This window comes from Flavobacterium sp. (genome assembly GCF_031422135.1).
GTDB lineage: Bacteria > Bacteroidota > Bacteroidia > Flavobacteriales > Flavobacteriaceae > Flavobacterium.
Genome location: NZ_JANOQD010000006.1, coordinates 13,378 through 31,755, shown reverse-complemented (window position 1 = coordinate 31,755; position 18,378 = coordinate 13,378). Strand labels below are relative to the sequence as shown.

At 32.4% G+C, this 18,378-nt stretch carries 12 protein-coding genes; 5 read left to right on the top strand and 7 right to left on the bottom strand.

Annotated features, from left to right (window positions below):
* Positions 1 to 11 precede the first annotated feature (11 nt).
* Both RMO70_RS01260 and RMO70_RS01255 read right to left on the bottom strand, forming a co-directional pair.
* On the bottom strand, positions 12 to 836 hold the full coding sequence (locus RMO70_RS01260) for a succinate dehydrogenase cytochrome b subunit (protein ID WP_310554607.1): 825 nt from the start codon (positions 834 to 836) through the stop codon (positions 12 to 14).
* A 167-nt stretch (positions 837 to 1,003) separates the two neighbouring features.
* Positions 1,004 to 1,855, bottom strand: coding sequence for a ChaN family lipoprotein (locus RMO70_RS01255; RefSeq protein ID WP_310554606.1), 852 nt, complete (start codon positions 1,853 to 1,855; stop codon positions 1,004 to 1,006).
* A gap of 170 nt (positions 1,856 to 2,025) precedes the next feature.
* On the opposite strand from RMO70_RS01255, the gene RMO70_RS01250 reads away from it, so the two are divergent.
* From RMO70_RS01250 to RMO70_RS01235, 4 genes are all read left to right on the top strand, one after another.
* A complete protein-coding gene (locus RMO70_RS01250) occupies positions 2,026 to 3,387 on the top strand; it encodes a hydroxymethylglutaryl-CoA synthase (RefSeq protein WP_310554605.1) in 1,362 nt (453 codons plus the stop codon).
* A 24-nt stretch (positions 3,388 to 3,411) separates the two neighbouring features.
* On the top strand, positions 3,412 to 4,008 hold the full coding sequence (locus RMO70_RS01245) for a Crp/Fnr family transcriptional regulator (protein WP_310554604.1): 597 nt from the start codon (positions 3,412 to 3,414) through the stop codon (positions 4,006 to 4,008).
* Positions 4,009 to 4,139: 131 nt separating this feature from the next.
* A complete protein-coding gene (locus RMO70_RS01240; RefSeq protein ID WP_310554603.1) occupies positions 4,140 to 5,432 on the top strand; it encodes an aminopeptidase P family protein in 1,293 nt (430 codons plus the stop codon).
* Between the two features lie 157 nt (positions 5,433 to 5,589).
* Positions 5,590 to 6,372 carry an alpha/beta hydrolase gene (locus RMO70_RS01235; protein WP_310554602.1) on the top strand — a complete coding sequence of 261 codons (783 nt, stop codon included), beginning with the start codon at positions 5,590 to 5,592 and terminating at the stop codon, positions 6,370 to 6,372.
* Here RMO70_RS01235 and RMO70_RS01230 read toward each other — a convergent pair.
* The 4 genes from RMO70_RS01230 to RMO70_RS01215 all read right to left on the bottom strand — a co-directional run bounded on the left by RMO70_RS01230 (position 6,369) and on the right by RMO70_RS01215 (position 15,094).
* Positions 6,369 to 9,134 carry a PD-(D/E)XK nuclease family protein gene (locus tag RMO70_RS01230; protein WP_310554601.1) on the bottom strand — a complete coding sequence of 922 codons (2,766 nt, stop codon included), beginning with the start codon at positions 9,132 to 9,134 and terminating at the stop codon, positions 6,369 to 6,371. The two genes, RMO70_RS01235 and RMO70_RS01230, sit on opposite strands and share 4 nt — an antisense overlap.
* Before the next feature lie 63 nt (positions 9,135 to 9,197).
* Entirely contained in the window at positions 9,198 to 10,598 is a 1,401-nt protein-coding gene (locus tag RMO70_RS01225) for an OmpA family protein (protein ID WP_310554600.1), read from the bottom strand.
* 104 nt (positions 10,599 to 10,702) lie between these two features.
* Positions 10,703 to 11,899 carry a glycine C-acetyltransferase gene (gene kbl, locus RMO70_RS01220; protein ID WP_310554599.1) on the bottom strand — a complete coding sequence of 399 codons (1,197 nt, stop codon included), beginning with the start codon at positions 11,897 to 11,899 and terminating at the stop codon, positions 10,703 to 10,705.
* Between the two features lie 15 nt (positions 11,900 to 11,914).
* The gene (locus RMO70_RS01215) at positions 11,915 to 15,094 is read right to left on the bottom strand and encodes a UvrD-helicase domain-containing protein (protein ID WP_310554598.1); all 3,180 of its coding nucleotides are present in this window, start codon (positions 15,092 to 15,094) and stop codon (positions 11,915 to 11,917) included.
* A 287-nt stretch (positions 15,095 to 15,381) separates the two neighbouring features.
* On the opposite strand from RMO70_RS01215, the gene RMO70_RS01210 reads away from it, so the two are divergent.
* Positions 15,382 to 15,987: a superoxide dismutase gene (locus tag RMO70_RS01210; RefSeq protein WP_310554597.1), complete on the top strand. Its 606-nt coding sequence runs from the start codon at positions 15,382 to 15,384 to the stop codon at positions 15,985 to 15,987.
* 458 nt (positions 15,988 to 16,445) lie between these two features.
* Here RMO70_RS01210 and RMO70_RS01205 read toward each other — a convergent pair whose 3' ends face one another.
* Entirely contained in the window at positions 16,446 to 18,344 is a 1,899-nt protein-coding gene (locus tag RMO70_RS01205) for an amidophosphoribosyltransferase (RefSeq protein WP_310554596.1), read from the bottom strand.
* Between the last annotated feature and the right edge of the window lie 34 nt (positions 18,345 to 18,378).

Sequence of the window (18,378 nt, the reverse complement as noted above, 5' to 3'; positions counted from 1 at the left end):
ATTGATGTTGATTATTTACTAAAGTGAATATATATAGGAATAATGGCAAACAATAATGGAACGCCGATAGCAAAACATTTTCCAAACAATTTGATAAATGGTGTGTATTTTGGATGATTAGCTCCTAATGTTTGGAATCCACTTTGAAAACCGTGTAACAAATGGAATCCTAAAACAGCCATTGATAAAACATAGAAAAATGTGAACCACAAACCGTATTTAGTATCTCTAAAAAAGTCAAATGTCAATTTGTACAAGTCTTTGTATCCTTCTTTCACTTTTACTTTTGCAGCAGCATCGTAAAATTCAGTTTGATTTTTAATAATATAACTTTGATCTGCTACAGGAATATAACCACCATCGGTTGTTAAATAAAAATCTTGTTTCATTCCTTGTTGTGCTTCAATAGTCGTTTTTTGTAACGGGAATTTTTCATCAAAATGCATTTTTGCCCAGAAATTAATCATATGGGTTGCAATAAAAACCAAAACCAACGTTCCTAAAACCGCCATATTTCTTGAAGAAAATGAGCTGTTTGCGCTAGGACTGTTTTTCGCATATGCAATAGGTCTAGCTTTTTTGTTTTGAATAGCCAACAAGATTCCATCAATAGCATGAAAAATAATGGAAATGTAAGTCAGGTAGGAAAGTAATTTAACTGCAGGATTTGTAGTCATAAACAATGCATATTTGTTGAAATTCAACGCATTATTAGGAACCAATAACTGAAGATTTCCAGCTAAATGCCCCACTAAAAACGTGCACAAAAATAAACCAGTAAGAGCCATCCAGTATTTCTTACCGATAGATGACTTTAAAAGTACAGATTTTGCCATAATATTAATTTGATTGTAAGGTTTTAAAAATTGAAACAAAAATAAGTCAATTTGAATGTTTCTACAACCTTTTCATATTAATTTATAATGAGTTTAAAGTAGGTTTAACTTTTGTTGATTGCCAATAAGTTAATTACCAAAAAAACATTTTTTTGTTAAACAAAACATCAATATGTTTTAGTCACATCTTGATCAACGACTATAATAAAATCAGCTTTATTATAATTCTCTTTTTCAAGCGATGCGATGTCTTTTTGAGAAACGGTTGCAATGGTCAAAATTTTAATGGCTGAGCTGTGTTTTTTTAAATACCAATTAATTCCTTCAAAATTATCACTATGATAAGTTCCATTGTAATGTATAAAAACCGAATTTTCTTTTTTGTTTTTCGAAATAAAATGAGCCATTGTGGCGTCTTTTATAGCTTGTGCTTTTGGCATTTTGTCGCCTGCATGGCCACCTTGCATAGTCATCATTGCTTTGTATCCTGGTAAATTCAAGTCAAAAGTTATTGGTAATGGTGCAATCCAAGATTTTTCTTCGTCAGTTAATGATTCTAATGCAATTAAATCATTTTTAAAAACTTTACTAGCAAATCGTCGAGGAATATTAGTGGCTATAAAATCGATTTTGTTTTCTTTAGCAAAATCAACTAATGGTTTGTAGTCGGTTTTGTAATTTGGCCAAAGTCTCGCTGTGGAATCCAATTGTTTTTGATTTATTTCTCCTTTCAAATACTGATTCAACTGTTTTTGATTATCAGATTCTATCATTTCAGCACCTAAAACCAGTGGTGTTTTCAAAAATAAATCTTTTGTAAGTTCCACTTGCAACCAATGCACAACTGAATTGTCGTGGTGTTCGCCAAACAAAACTATTTCTGTCTTTTCAGATGCTTTTAAAAGTTTTTCATAAGTGGTTTTGTTTCCATTTCTACCAAAAATTTGATAGGGTACTTTGTTTTGTGCAAAAAAGGAGAAACTAAACAATAAGCCAATCGAGAAAATAAAAAATTTCATAACTAAAATTTAAAATCAAAGGCATAAAGTTATGTAAAAGTATCACTTTACAGATTTAACTTCTCATTTATTTTGAAATTCACAAAAATGTTAGACAACCGTTTTTTATCTGTTAAAAAATACAAATAGTGACTTGCATCTGTTTAATTTTAGATTTTTAAATTCAAGAAATGAAAACAGGAATTGATGCCATCTCTTTTGATGTTGCCAAAATACATTTGCCTATAAGAACATTGGCTACATTCAGAAATATTGAAGCTGAAAAACTCGAAAAAGGTTTGGGATTGCTCAAAATGACTTTGCCAGACGCACATCAAGATGTGGTGGTTTTTGGTGCCAATGCTTTGACGAAATTGATTTTGGACAATCAAATTAATCTTTCTGAGATTTCTCGAATTTATGTAGGAACGGAAAGCACCATTGACAGTTCTAAACCAATTTCTTCTTTTCTAATTTCTTTAATGGAACAAAAATTTGGCGAAAACATTTTGTCCGAATGTGATGTAGTCGATTTTACCTTTGCTTGTATTGGTGGTGTGGATGCTTTGCAAAACTGTATTGATTTTGTTCGATTAAACACTAACAAAAAGGCAATTGTTGTAACCACAGATATCGCCAAATATGATTTGAATTCGACTGGCGAATACACACAAGGTTCAGGTGCGCTAGCAATGCTTATTACTACCAATCCGAAAATTATGGCTTTTGAAAACCTTTGGGCGACTAGCACCAAAGGGGTTTTTGATTTTTTTAAACCATATAGAAGTATTTCTAAAAAATCCATCACAGGAAATGATAATAACGAACCTTGGTTTGACAATTTGGAAGCCGAAATCGAAATACATAAAGACCAACCTGTTTTTGATGGTCAATATTCTAACCAATGTTACATGGATAGAATAAGAAGTGCTTATTTCTTATTCAAAAAACTCAAAAATCAAACTGGAAATTTATATAACTCTTGGACAAGTATTGTGATGCATTTACCATATTCATTTCAAGGGCGACGTATGTTGTCAGAAATTTACGCATTGGATGCAGAAAATAAAATAATTTCTGGCGAAGAATCAGCTTCGGATTATCAAAATAAATTGAAAGAAATTAGTAAATCTGAAGCCTATCAAAAATTTGTTATTGATAAATTACAACCTGCCGAAATAGCTTCTTCATTAATTGGAAATTTGTATACTGGTTCTATTTTTATGGGATTGTTATCCACTTTGTGTCATTATTATGATACTAAAAAAGAAATTTCGGGGCAAAAATTTGGTTTTCTTGCTTATGGAAGCGGATCAAAATCGAAAGTATTTGAAGGTACAATAGAAGAGGATTGGAAATCATCAATTTCTAGCGTTACCCTATTTGAAACTTTAAAAGAAAGCTTCGAGATTGATTTTGAAACTTACGAAAAATTGCATAAAAAAGAACAAAAACAGAGCGTTCACTTACCTAAAAATGAATGGGTTTTAAATCGTATCGAAAAAGAAAACCCAAACTTACTTGGCGCTAGATATTACAAATGGATTGATTAATAAAAAATTTAATATTTTTGTAGTATGACGCTACAAAACACATCCTCTAATTTTTTGGATTATTTACATCTGTTTCTTAATTCCAATATTGAAGATGTAGAAAGTTTAACAGAAAAAGTTATAACTAGTTTTAAGGTTTTATATCTCAAAAAAAATGAATATTTTGTCAAAGAAAATGAAATTTGCCAATATTTTTGTTTTGTTGAAAGTGGAGTTTTGCAACATTCGATTGTTGTAAATGATGGTGAAAAAACTACTTATTTAGCCTTACGAAATTCTGTGACTGCTTCATTAGATAGTTTTTTGAATAAAAACCCATCTCGAAAAAGCATCAAAGCCATTGCCGATTGCAAATTATGGGTTATTGATTTAGAAACCTTCAAAGATTTGATTGAAAACAATTTGGCTTTTCATCAATTCTATTACAATTTGATTGAAAGACAAATTTGTCTTATAGATGATTATCGTATTGACTTGTTAACGCTCACACCCGAAGAACGCTATCAAAAATTATTAGTTACTGAACCCAAATTATTACAGGAAGTTCCGTTGCATTATCTAGCCTCATTTTTAGGGATTTCTTCACGACATATGAGTAGAATTCGAAAAAACGGAAAATGATGTTTTACCGCTAATTTGCTAATTCAAGTAAATAAATTATTGGTTAATAAAAAAATAACGCCATTTGGCCACATCTTAAAAAAAATCTTTGATTACTTTTGATACAGTTTTAAAATCTAATAATCAAACAAATGAAATACCATCAAATAGACAAACAACTTTTCATCAAAAACCGCGCAAAATTTGCATCACAGATGAAACCTAATAGTGTTGCAGTTTTCAATTCAAACGATTTATATCCCGTTTCAGCTGACAGTCATTTGCCATTTGCACAGCATCGTGACATTCTTTATTTATCAGGCGTGGATCAAGAAGAAAGTATTTTGCTGCTTTTTCCAGATGCTCCTTATGAACATTTGAAAGAAATTCTCTTCCTAAAAGAAACCAATGAACACATTGCTATTTGGGAAGGCGAAAAATTAACCAAAGACAGAGCTTATGAAGTTTCGGGAATTAAATCTGTGATTTGGCTGCAAGATTTTCACAAAACTTTGAAAGAAGTGATGGCGTATTCTGAAACTATGTACATTAACACCAACGAGCATTATCGAGCCGTTATCGAAACCGAAACCCGTGAAGCTCGTTTTGTAAAATGGTGGAAAGAGACTTATCCAGCGCATCAAGTAGCCAAGTCGAATCCTATCTTGCAGCGCATTCGTTCTATCAAAGAAAGTGAAGAATTAGATTTGATTCAAAATGCCTGTAACATTACCGAAAAAGGCTTCCGAAGATTGTTATCCTTCGTAAAACCTAACGTAATGGAATATGAAATCGAAGCCGAATTGTCACACGAGTTTTTAAGAAATCGTTCCAAAGGTTTTGCGTATACGCCAATTATTGCTTCTGGAAATAGTGCCAATGTTTTACATTATATTGAGAACAACCTTCAATGCCACGCTGGCGATTTGGTTTTGCTTGATGTTGGTGCCGAATACGCTAATTATTCTAGTGATATGACTCGAATGATTCCTGTTTCAGGACGATTTTCTGACAGACAAAAAGCGGTTTATAAAGCGGTTTTGAATGTAAAAAACGAAGCAACCAAAATGCTAACTCCAGGAACATTGTGGAAACAATATCATATTGAAGTTGGTAAAGTAATGACTTCGGAATTGCTAAGTTTGGGATTAATTGACAAAGCAGATGTCCAAAACGAGAATCCAGATTGGCCAGCTTACAAAAAATATTTTATGCACGGTACTTCGCATCATTTAGGAATGGACACACACGATTATGGCTTGTTGCACGAACCTATGAAAGCCAATATGGTGTTTACTGTTGAGCCTGGAATTTATATTCCTTCTGAAGGTTTCGGAATTAGATTGGAAGACGATGTTGTCGTTCAAGAAAAAGGCGAACCTTTTAATTTGATGAGAAACATTCCTATTGAAGTGGATGAAATTGAGAGTTTGATGAATTCTTAATTAGAAAATAGATACAAGATGAAAAAGAAAAGACGGTTTGCAGTAAAGTGAGCTGTTTTTGTTTTAAAACACAGATTTAAGAAATTTTTTAAATTTCTCAAATCTGTGTTCAAAAAAAAAATTCGTGTATTCGTGGCTAAAACATACTTTTGTATTAATGAATAATTTCCTCTACAAAAACACTAAAGTTTCTTATTCCGATTCTGGAAAAGGATCCGCTATAGTTTTACTTCATGGTTTTTTAGAAAATGCCACGATGTGGGATTCTTATATGGTATCGTTTACCGAAAAATACCGAGTTGTTACCATCGATTTATTAGGTCATGGCAAATCAGACTGTTTGGGTTATGTACACACGATGGAAGACCAAGCCCAAATGGTGAATGCGGTTTTGCAACATTTAAAAATTAGAAAATCTATTTTCGTAGGACATTCGATGGGTGGTTATGTAGCTTTGGCTTTCGCCGAATTATATTCTGAAAACACTAAAGGGTTTGTCTTATTAAACTCGACTACTTATACTGATGACCACGAGCGAAAAATAAACAGAAATCGCGCTATAAAAATGGCACATAAGGAATATGCTTCTTTAGTACAAATCTCTATCGCAAATTTATTTAGCATAGACAATCGGGAAAGTTTTATTTCAGAAATAAATCAAGTAAAAAAAGAAGCTTTAAAAACGCCTTTGCAAGGCTATATTGCAGCACAGGAAGGCATGAAACTCAGAAAAAACAAAGAACACTTATTACATCTTACTTCTTATCCTAAACTACTTATACTTGGTAAAAAAGATGGTGTTCTAAATTACGAAGACAACATCAAACAAATTGAAGGCACTAATGTACAACTAGTTTCTTTTCCTGATGGTCACATGAGTCATATCGAGAATCGTGATGAATTAAAGTTGGTTTTGTTGGGTTTTTTAGAGCTATGTTAAATTTTCTCTTCAAAAGAAATCGAGTCATCTAAAATCTCATTAATTAGAAGTACTATTTCTGCTTTAAAGCTTTCTAAAATTTCTGTTGTTACGGTTGTGAAAATTTCTTTATCTTGTTTTATCCCAAATGGCAAAAAACCACCTTTCATATTTTTAAATGAAATGATTCCTGCTTCTATTTCTAACCCATTTGCTTGTGGTTCATACATAAAAGCATAACAAAGTAATTGAATGATTTTGTCATTTTTAATATCTAAGGTCAATCCGTCCCAGTTTTTCAAAACAACATTGTTTTTATCAACTTTACCCGTTTTGTAATCTATGATTCTAATTTTGTTATTTCTAATTTCGATTCGATCTACATTCCCAGCAATTTTTATGGGATATTGTAGTTTAGCATCTTCCAGAATTCTTTCTAAAGATGTTTCTAACGAAATAATTTTAATAGCATCGCCATTCTGAATTTGTTTTTTTTCTTCGGTCAAAAAATTAAAAACATTACGTTTGGCGACTTCAAAAGCCAATAAGTTTTTACCTTTTTTTACTTCTCCTTCTTTGTATATTTCTTTAAACTGCTTTAGAACCTCGTCGTTTGCTAAAGTCAACATGGTTGTAACATCATCAATATTCAAAAACTTATTAATAAAAGGTTTGTATAACTCTTCTAACGTTTTATGAATGATAGTACCTAGTGTGTTCAAAGCAATATTTTCTTCGACTTCTTCTACTTCACGAATGGAAAGTACTCTTTGAAAATAAAATTGAATTGGATTTCTAACATAAGTAGTCAAAGCCGAAGGTGAAAACCCTTTGCCAGTTGCAATTTCTTTCAAACGACACATTACTAATTCCGATTTTGAAATTGTTATCGGGTTGCTGGCAATGTTGGGAACAATGGGTTGTATTATTTCGTGAGTCAAATTATGATTTGGCAGTTTTTCGACTTCCAATTGGGTTATAAAACGGCTTTTTTCGCCACCATCTAAACCTTCGTTTTCAGTATTATATATCAAATAAACATTTTTGGCTCTTTGTAATAAGTGGTAGAAATGATACGTGTAAATTGCATCTTTTTCTTTAAAAGTTGGCAAGCCAATTTCTTTTTTTACATCAAACGGTATGAATGAATTCAATGTTTTTCCTGCTGGGAATCTTCCTTCATTTAATGAGGTAATGATAACGGTTTCAAAATCTAAAACACGACTTTCTAGTACACCCATTATTTGTAATCCTGACAGTGGCTCTCCTTCAAAGGAAACTTCAGCAAGATCAATCACTTGTTTGTATATAGCGTGTAGTGTGTCTATGTTATCAATGTATTTGTTTTTGGAGCAATACGAAATCAATTTATTGACAACCTTAAATATCGAATACAAGAACGTTTTTACCACTTTATCATCTTCTGTTGTCTTGTCTAAATTAGATTTAATTAGAAGTAATATGGAAGAAATGATTTCTAAAATTGCTGTAGGTTGTTGATTCCATTTTTGAAACAATAACTCAAAAAGTGGATTTGAATTTTCCTGTAATATAATTATTTTTTGATGTGTAATAAATGTGAAGTTGTTGTTTTTGATAGTATTTACAAGTTTCGAAGCATTAATATAAGATTCAATTATTGGATTTGATAGCACATCTAGAACATCTTTATAATAAAAAACATAACTTGATTCGTTACGCTTCATAGCGTTATTATGCATTTTAAAAAGTTTAGAAATCAACAGTTGAATGGGGTTGTTTTTGCTAGAATAACCCATTGTAATATTTAGACTTTCTACTGCTGCTGGTAGAGAATGTAACATAGGAATAAGCATATTCTCGTCTCCAAGAATTAATGCCACTTTGTCCAAAGATGCACTTGGGTCTTCTAATATTAAATTCTCAATTATACTAGATACAATTTTGGCTTGACCAATAGATTTTGAGGTCCCAATAATTTGAATGTTCTTGTTTTTTGAAAAATCGTTAGCAATCCATTCAAATGGATTTGATTTATAATGTGTCCAAGTGTTTTTAAATTTGCGTGTAAACAAGCCCGCATCATGTGCAGTATCATTTAAAAATATTTGGTCTATATCCCAATAAATAAAAGCTAATTTTTCAGAAATTAGAAATTGTACTATTTTTTCTTCGGCTTGATTTAAAGCGTTAAAACCAGCAAATACAATTTTTTTGTTGGAAATATTTTTGGTATATTTTTCAATATTGCGAACCGCTTCTCTATAAATCAACCCTTGATATCCGATTCCTTTGTTTTTTAAAAACGCATAAAATGTTTCATAATATAATGGAAGTAACTTCCAGAATTCAAGATAATTGTCAATTAATGTTGTTTTGTCTTCGACTTCAATTCCCCAGCGTTTAATAACTTCAATATCTTTCAGATACGAAAACACATAATTGGGTTCCAGTAAATATCGATCTATTTCATTAAAATCTTGCAACAAGGTTTTCGCCCAATTTGAAAACAGCTCGAATGTTTGTTGTTTTTCTTTTTTGGTAACAGATAAATATACTTCATAAAATTCAAAAATCAATTCAATGGAGTCTATGGAACGAATTGTGGCAATTTCTTGAACAAAATCTTCTATGCTTATAATTTCTGGTGCAAAAGTTGTTTTTTCTAAATTGTTCTTGAAAGCCTCCAGTAAAAAAATTCGTGCTCTTTTGTTTGGTAAAACTATAGTAGTTTCCGAAAGATTGCTTTTATTATCTGATAGTAATTGAGTTACTAAAATTTCAAGAAAAGAATTATTTGTCATTTTATAAATATAAAAAAACGTCCCGATAATTCGGGACGTTTTAAGAAAATATTTTGAAAATGATTATTTAACCACTTTTACTTCTACTCTTCTGTTTAAAGCTTTACCAGCTTTAGTTTTGTTTGAAGCAATTGGTTTTGATTCACCAAAACCTGCTGAAGTTAATCTTCCAGCTTCAATACCATTTTCTGTCAAGTAATTTTTAACTGCTGCAGCTCTATTTTCAGATAAAGTTTGGTTAGCAGTATCTTTACCGTCAGCGTCAGTGTGACCTTCTAAAGCAAAGTTAGAAGAAGGATATTCTTTCAAGATTGCAAGCATAGCTTGTAATACTGGGTAAGTTTGTTGTTGGAATGTAGCTTTGCTAGTGTCAAATAAGATAGTTTTAGCATAGTCATTTAATTTTTTAACAACGTCTTCGCTTACTTCAGGACAACCATTGTTAGCAACAGTACCTTTAACGTCTGGACATTTATCATCTTTGTCAAGAACTGAATCTCCGTCAGTATCTGGCCATGGACAACCACCGTTATCTCTTGGACCTGCTACAGTAGGACATTTGTCTTTTGCATCAGCAACACCATCTCCGTCTGAATCAGGACAACCATTCAAGTTAGCTAAACCAGCAACTTCTGGACAATCATCATTTTTATCAGCAATTCCGTCTCCATCAGTATCAGGACAACCTTTCATTTCTGGTGTACCAGCAACTTCAGGACATTCGTCTTCTTTATCTTGAATACCATCTGAGTCCGTATCAGGACAACCTTGGAATTCTTTTAAACCAGCAACTTCTGGACAAGCATCATCTCTATCATAGATTCCGTCTCCGTCAGTATCTTTACCTCCGAATTTGAAAGAAAGACCAGCCATATGTTGAAATACTGAAGGTACTTCAAAACCAATTCTGTCTGTAAATGCTTTTTTGTAAGTAGAGTTTAATGATAAACCAACTTGCTCAGTAAACCAAAAAGTTAATCCACCTCCTATGTTAGCAGTACCCGAAGTTTCTTTTTTCAACCAAGTATAACCTCCACCAATATTAATAGAAGGATCAATAACTTTAGAGCCAATTAAGTTCATTAAGCTATATTTGATTGCTGCATCAGCTGAATAATACATTAAATTAGGATTAACGATAATTTTATTGCCTCCAACTGGATTAGAATTTACAAATTTAGTAATCTTATTTACAGACCCTGTAAGACCTACTGAAAAATTACCTCCAACATTTTTAGATACACTTAGATAAGACACTGAAGGAATAATATTCCATTGATCTTCTAAGTTGAAAAACTCATTGAAGTGATCGCTTAAATTAAAATCCCTGTTACCAGCACTAGTGTTTGTGTCTACTGCGTTGGCTCCGAAAGATATTGCCCATGGGTTGTTGCTGTCTTGTGCAGTAGCACTTAACCCAGCAATCATCAACATGGAAACAAAAAGTTTGTTAAGATGTTTCATACTTAATTTTATTTGATTACATTACGTTATTGTGACAAAAGTAAGTCGTAATTAATTAATTACAAAATGAATTGTTAAAAAAAATGAATAAAAAGTGAAAAAAATTATTTTTTTATGATATTTAGCTGAATTCCAACTGTTGTAAAGGCAGTTATAGCATGGTCTAAATGCTCTTTTGTGTGCGCTGCAGAAAGTTGCACTCTTATTCTCGCTTTTTCTTTTGGAACCACTGGAAAGAAGAATCCGATTACATAAATGCCCTTTTTTAGTAATTCATCAGCCATTATTTGTGATAATTTAGCATCATAAAGCATTACTGGAACAATTGCAGAATCACCATCAATAAAATCCAATCCTGCTTTTCGTAATCCTTTTTTGAAATAATTGGTATTCCATTCTAGTTTATCACGAAGTGTAGTGTCTTTCTCTAATAGTTCAAAAACTTTAATAGATGCTCCTACAATTGCTGGCGCCAATGAATTTGAGAATAAATACGGACGTGAGCGTTGACGTAATATTTCAATAATTTCTTTTTTCGCTGTTGTGTAGCCACCCATTGCTCCTCCTAGAGCTTTTCCTAATGTTCCTGTAATAATATCCACTCGTCCCATTACGCCTTTTGCTTCTAATGTTCCTTTTCCTGTGGCGCCTATAAATCCTGCAGCGTGGCATTCATCAACCATAACTAGTGCGTCATATTTGTCGGCTAAATCGCATATTTTATCTAGTGGTGCTACCAATCCATCCATTGAGAAAACACCATCGGTAACAATTAGTTTGAAACGTCTGTTTTCTTGATTGGCTTTAACAAGTTGTTGTTCTAAATCTTCCATATTGGAATTTTCATAACGATAACGTGCTGCTTTACACAAACGAACGCCATCAATAATCGAAGCGTGATTCAAACTATCGGAGATAATGCAATCTTCTTCCCCTAATAACGGTTCGAAAACACCACCATTGGCATCAAAGGCTGCTGCATACAATATGGTGTCTTCTGTTCCGTAGAAATCTGCAATCTTTTTTTCTAATGTTTTGTGGATGTCTTGCGTACCACAAATGAAACGAACGGACGACATTCCGAAGCCGTGAGAATCCAAAGCGTCTTTTGCGGCTTGGACCACTTCTGGATGGGATGACAATCCTAAATAATTGTTGGCGCAAAAATTTAAAACAGTTTCTCCATTAACGGTAATTTCTGCTCCTTGTGGCGAAGTAATGATTCTTTCTTTCTTGAAAATACCATTTTCCTCGATTGTGTTTAATTCATTTTGTAAGTGTTGTTGAATTTTTCCGTACATAATATGTAGATTTGTTTATTCGTGGATTTGTTTATTTGACAAATGTACTATTTCTATATTTTCTCCTATATACAGAAGTACTTTTTTTTGAACTTGAAAACCCATTTCTTGTAATGCTAATTCGTATTCTTTTAGTTGGTTTTCATATTTATGTTGGTGTTTGCCTGTTTTATAATCTAACAAGTAAGCATTTCTACCTTTTATTGTTACTCTATCTGGTTTTATTGTTTTAGTGTTTTTTTTAAGAATATTTTGTTCATTGAAAACAATAGATTCTTCATCAAAAAAATCAACTAAGTCCGAATGAAAAACAATTTCAGTAATTGTTTTTTCTACTTCTTCTTTTTGAGTTGCAGTAATTAATCCGTTTTCTAATGCTTTGATTATTGCTGTTGAAATGTCGGCTTTCGTTTTTACAAATGATAAAACTTCGTGTAGCACATTTCCAAATTCAATAGCTTTCAACTGATTTGTCCCCCACATTAAAGCTTCTCGTTGAGCAATTTTAATTGCGGCTGGATTAATAACTGAAGTTACTGGTTTGATGTTTTTACGTTTTGCTTCTATAAGTTTTTGTTTTGAAATTCTTTTTGATGTTCCAAACTCATAGTCCAATGCATTTTCGTCAAAATTTTTATAATCTTCAAGAAATCCTATAAAAAACGACGCCAGATTATTAGGTAAATCACCCGCTTTATTTCTGTTTTTTACACTCGAAATAATATGCAATTGTTCTTCGGCACGAGTAAGTGCAACATATAAAACATTGATATTGTCAAGCAAATCTTCTTGTGTTTTTTGATTGTAAACTTCAGAAGCATTTTCGCCATAGTCTGCTACTTTACTCGATTTGTCTATTAGAAATTTATCAAAATCTAACTCGGTTGACTCAGAGTTGAGCCATATTTTCTCTCGCTTATTTCGGCTGAAATCTTCTTCTGCAAAAGGGAAAATTACCACTGGAAATTCTAATCCTTTTGCTTTATGAATGGTCATAATTCTAATGGCGTTGGATCCTTCTGCCGATGGAATGCTTAGTTTATGTCCGTTTTTATCCCAATAATCTAAAAAATCTCCGATATTCATTTGGTATTTTACCTCTCTTTCTAAAACAATGTCAAGAAAGTATTGTATATAGGCATTGTTTTTTTCTGAATTGATACATTTTGAAACTACCATTTCTGCCACTTCATACAATGATTTTCTTCTAATGTTTTGAAAAGAAAGGTGTATTCCAAAAGTCGAAAGCCAGTTTTCAAGTTCTTTTTCTTCTTTATATTGAATCCCTTCCAAAATGAAATCGTGTGTTTCAATCTTATTTTCAAAATTTTGAACCAAATAGTATAATGCATTCGCCAATGATTCTATATCTTTTTTATCGTTTAAATACTGAAGCAAATTCAAAACAAATTTCACTTCAGAGGAAGCATTAATCAATAAACTTTCGGAGGAAATAACTGGGATGTTATTTTCTGTTAAAAAATTGGCTAATAAAACACCGTGTTTGTTATTTCGTGTCAATATAACAATTTCATTAAAAGAAAATCCTTCTTTAAAAACTTTATGTATTGTTTTTAGGGTTGCTTTAAGATAAATTTCATTTTTATCATTATTTTCTTCTTCTAATTCTGATTTGGATTCTTCTTCGATTTCAGTAATGAAAGAAATATTGACATAACCTCCCTTTTTATGATTTGGTTTTTGAAAGCTTTTATTTTCATACAAATCTTTATACTCTTCGTTAGTAAATTTTTGAGATAAAAATTTAAAAAAATCATTGTTAAAATCGATTACTTGATCAAAACTTCTATAGTTAGATTCCAGATTAAAAACACTTTTGTCTTTATTACTAAATGGGTTTTTAGATTTTGCTAAATCGATAAATTGTTCGGCCTTTCCGCCACGCCAACGGTAAATAGACTGTTTAGGGTCTCCCACAATTAGTAATGATCCTTGAACGCCTTGTAAATCTTGGCTTGCCAATGCATTGTCTATTAAAGGAATTAGGTTTTGCCATTGCATTTCGGAAGTGTCTTGAAACTCGTCAATAAAAAAGTGTTTGTATTTTTCGCCCAATCGCTCATAAATAAAAGGAGCTGGTTGGTTTTGAATGTGTTCGAAGATGAGCTTATTAAATTCGGAAATAGACAAAATATTTTGTTCCTCTTGGATTTTTGACAATTGGTTACTTACTGTATTTAATAATGAAAGTGGTGTAATGTTTTTAAGAAAAGCTTCATAAAAATCTTTCTTTTCATAATTTTTATAAACCTTATATAATGTATAGATGAGTTCGTCTGCAATTCCCTCGATTATATCTTTGTCTTTTGCGCTTTTATTGATAGCAATATCTTCTACTTTCCTAAACTTTTTATGTGTGGGTTTGAGTTCCCCTCTTTGTATAAAACCCAAATGATTTGGAAATGTTTCTCTGGAAAATGATTTCAAATCAATTCCTTGACTTTCGATAAGTAGCATTGCTTGATTTGCAAAATCTATGTTTTCACTTTCTAACGATTTGCAAATAATTTCCAATTTATTTTTAAGTTCGATAAAGTCCGGAATGGTTTTGTCTTTTAACGATAGTATTTCATCGCGATAATTCTCGTTAAGAATTAATCTTCCAGTATTTAAAATCTCGCTAGAAACATCCCACGATTTGTCATCATCGGTTTTTTCCATAGTGAAATCGATAAGTAATTTGGTCAAAACGGCATCTTCACCAGCTTGAGCTACAATTGCGTCAACAGCTTCTTGCAAAAGATTTTCAGTATCTAGTGAAACATCGAAAGTGTTTGGCAAACCCAAATCAAAAGCAAACGATCGAATGACTTTGTGTGTAAACTTATCAATGGTTGAAATATCAAAAGCGGCATAATTGTGGATAATGTTTTTAATTATCGATTGTGCTTTGGTTTTAATTTTGATGTGATTCAAGTTTATTTCACGTTCTAAATCTTGCATTAATTGAATAGATTTCTCGGAAGGATTGTCTTTAGAGAAGTCGAACAAACTATCGATAATTCTGGTTTTCATTTCAAAAACCGCTTTGTTTGTAAAGGTTATAGCTAAAATATTTTTGTAAGCATCGTCTTTCTTGGAAGTTAAGATGATTTTTAGATATTCTTTGACCAAAGTATAGGTTTTACCCGAACCGGCCGATGCGTTGTATATGGAGAATGCGGGTGTTTTCATTTTTTATCCACAAATTGTACGAATTTCGACGAATTCGCAATGTTGAATTTAAAAATCAAGATCTGTTTTATCACTAATGCCCTAGCCCCGATAGCAGTGGAAATCCTTTTTTATACCTGACAGGTTTTTTTCAAAACCTGTCAGGTATAAAAAAGATTGAAACGAATAGCGGGAAATAGCTCCTGAAAAATTATTTAATGAAATTATAACAGCTTGAAATTTTAATTCCAAAGTTAAATGATTAATTTTGAATTTGAATAAATAGTAATCATTTAAAAATTTATATTATGACTTTTGAATTACCACAATTACCTTATGCATACGATGCATTAGAACCACATATTGATGCGAGAACAATGGAGATACACCATTCTAAACATCATAATGCTTATACTACAAACTTGAATGCGGCTATTGCTGGCACTGATCTTGAAGGTAAAAGTATTGAAGATATCTTAATGAATCTAGATTTGACTAAAGCTGCTGTTCGTAACAATGGCGGTGGTTTTTACAATCATAATTTATTTTGGACGGTAATGTCGCCTAATGGTGGAGGATTGCCTACTGGAGAATTAGCTGCGGCTATTGATGCGGCTTTTGGAACATTTGCAGAGTTTAAAGTGGCTTTTGCTAAAGCTGGAGCGACACAGTTTGGTTCGGGTTGGGCTTGGTTGTGCTTAAAAGCTGGTAAGCTAGAAGTTTGTGGCACACCTAATCAAGACAACACTTTGATGCCTGGAGTAGGTTGTGGCGGAACTCCAATTTTAGGAATGGACGTTTGGGAACATGCGTATTACTTGAACTATCAAAATAGAAGACCAGATTATATAGAGGCTTTCTTTAATGTAATTAATTGGAGTGAGGTTGCAAAACGTTTTGCAGAAGCAAAATAGTTTTAAACAATAAACTAATTATAAAGACGAATAAACTTTAGGGTTTGTTCGTCTTTTTTATTTAAGATACTTTATTCCAATAAAAAAGGTGGAAGTATAACCTCCACCTTTTTTGCCCCAAATCTTACCATAACCTAACCTACTTATGTAATGGTTTAATAAAAATATATTATGATTGAATAACTACCAAATAAAATCGTCGAATAGCTAGTAAAATCGATGATTTATACAAAAAAAAATTACTCTAACTAAATATAGTTATGAGTAATATAGCTGTATTTAGTTACTTATTCGATTTTTTTCAATAAAAAAGGTGGAAGTACTAGTTCCACCTTTTTTGCCCCAAATCTACCATAAACTTAACCTACTTATGTAATGGTTTGGTAAAACTACAGGAGTGATAATAAATAAAAAAATAAAATCGTTGAATTGTTAGAATACTCGTTGAATTGTATGTTTTAGTATGCCCTTGCATCTTTGCCTTCGTAAAAATTCATAAAAGCTCGGTTCACCACTCGATTTCCTCCTGGTGTTGGATAATCGCCTGTAAAATACCAATCTCCTAAATTTTTTGGACAAGCTATATGTAAATTTTCTACGGTTTGAAAAATAATTTTAACCTGAGCGTTTACGGATTCTGATGTGAGCATTTCGGCAATTTTATCTGAAACTTCTTGCGGTTTAAATGGTGCGTAAATTTCGGTTACAAAATTAACTACCTCGTTGTCTTTTAGGTTTTCTTGTGCTCTGCACTTGGTATAAACCTCGTCTACAATGTGATAAAGATTTCTCTCTTTCAATAGTTCCAAAGCGGCTTTAAAAGCGACTAATCCTTCTAGTTTTGCCATATCAATACCGTAACAATCTGGATATCGAATTTGTGGTGCTGATGATACAATTACAATACTTTTAGGCTTTAAACGATCCATCATTTTAATGATACTCATTTTTAAAGTAGTTCCTCGCACAATACTATCATCAATGATTACTAAATTATCTGTTGGTTTAATTACGCCATAAGTCACGTCATAAACGTGCGCCACTAAATCGTCACGACTGCTGTCTTCGGTAATAAAAGTTCTAAGTTTTGCATCTTTGATGGCTACTTTTTCGGTACGGATTTTTACAGAAAGTAATTCTTGTAATTTTTCAGCACTTAATGTTGCCTTGTTTTCTAGGATTGCTGCAATTTTTCTTTGATTTAAAAAATCTTGTGCTGCTTCTACCATTCCATAAAAAGACGTTTCGGCAGTGTTTGGAATGTACGAAAAAACGGTGTTATCTGTATCGTCATCAATGGCATCTAAAACCGCTGGAAGTATTAATTTTCCTAATGTTTTTCGTTCTTGATAAATTTCGGCATCGCTTCCACGAGAAAAATATATTCGTTCAAAGGAACACGCTTTCTTTATAGTTGGAGGAAGAATATTCTCTTCAGATATCGTTCCGTTTTTCTTTATAATTAAAGCATTTCCTGGTTGTAGTTCTTGTACTTTTTCAAAATCGACATTAAAAACAGTTTGAATTACAGGTCTTTCGGAGGCAACCACTACAATTTCATCATCTTGATAGTAAAATGCTGGTCGAATTCCTGCTGGATCTCGAAATACAAATCCGTCACCGTGACCTAACAATCCGGCCATTGCATAACCACCATCGAGATTTTTCGATGCTTTTTTAAGAATTTTAACCAAATCTAATCTTTCTCCAATAACTGGGGAGGCTTCTCTTTTAGAGAATCCTTCGTTTTTGCATTCTTGGTACAAATCTGTTACGGCATCATCTAGAAAATGGCCTATTTTTTCCATTACCGTAACCGTATCCGCCATTTCTTTTGGATGTTGTCCAAGCTCAATTAAACCATTAAACAATTCCGTAACATTTGTCATATTGAAATTGCCTGCCAAAAGTAAATTTCTGTGCATCCAATTGTTTTGACGCAAAAAGGGGTGCACACTTTCTATACTGTTTTTCCCAAAAGTACCGTATCGAACGTGACCTAAAAACAATTCGCCTACATACGGAATATTTGCTTTTTGTGCTTCAACATCATTAGCATATTCAGGATGTGAAGTCATTTCTTCGTTTATTCTTGCATTGATTTGTGCAAAAACATCTTGAATGGGTTGTGCGTCGTTCGAGCGAACTCTTGAAATGTATCTTTCGCCTGGCTCAACATCTAATTTTATGGAAGCAAAACCAGCTCCGTCTTGCCCACGATTGTGTTGTTTTTCCATAAGCAAATACATTTTCTGTATACCATAGAAAGCTGAACCGTATTTTTCTTTATAGAATTCAAGCGGTTTTAAAAGTCTAAGAAATGCAATTCCACATTCGTGTTTGATAGCGTCGCTCATTGTAATATTTGGTTTCGAATTATGTATTTGAGTT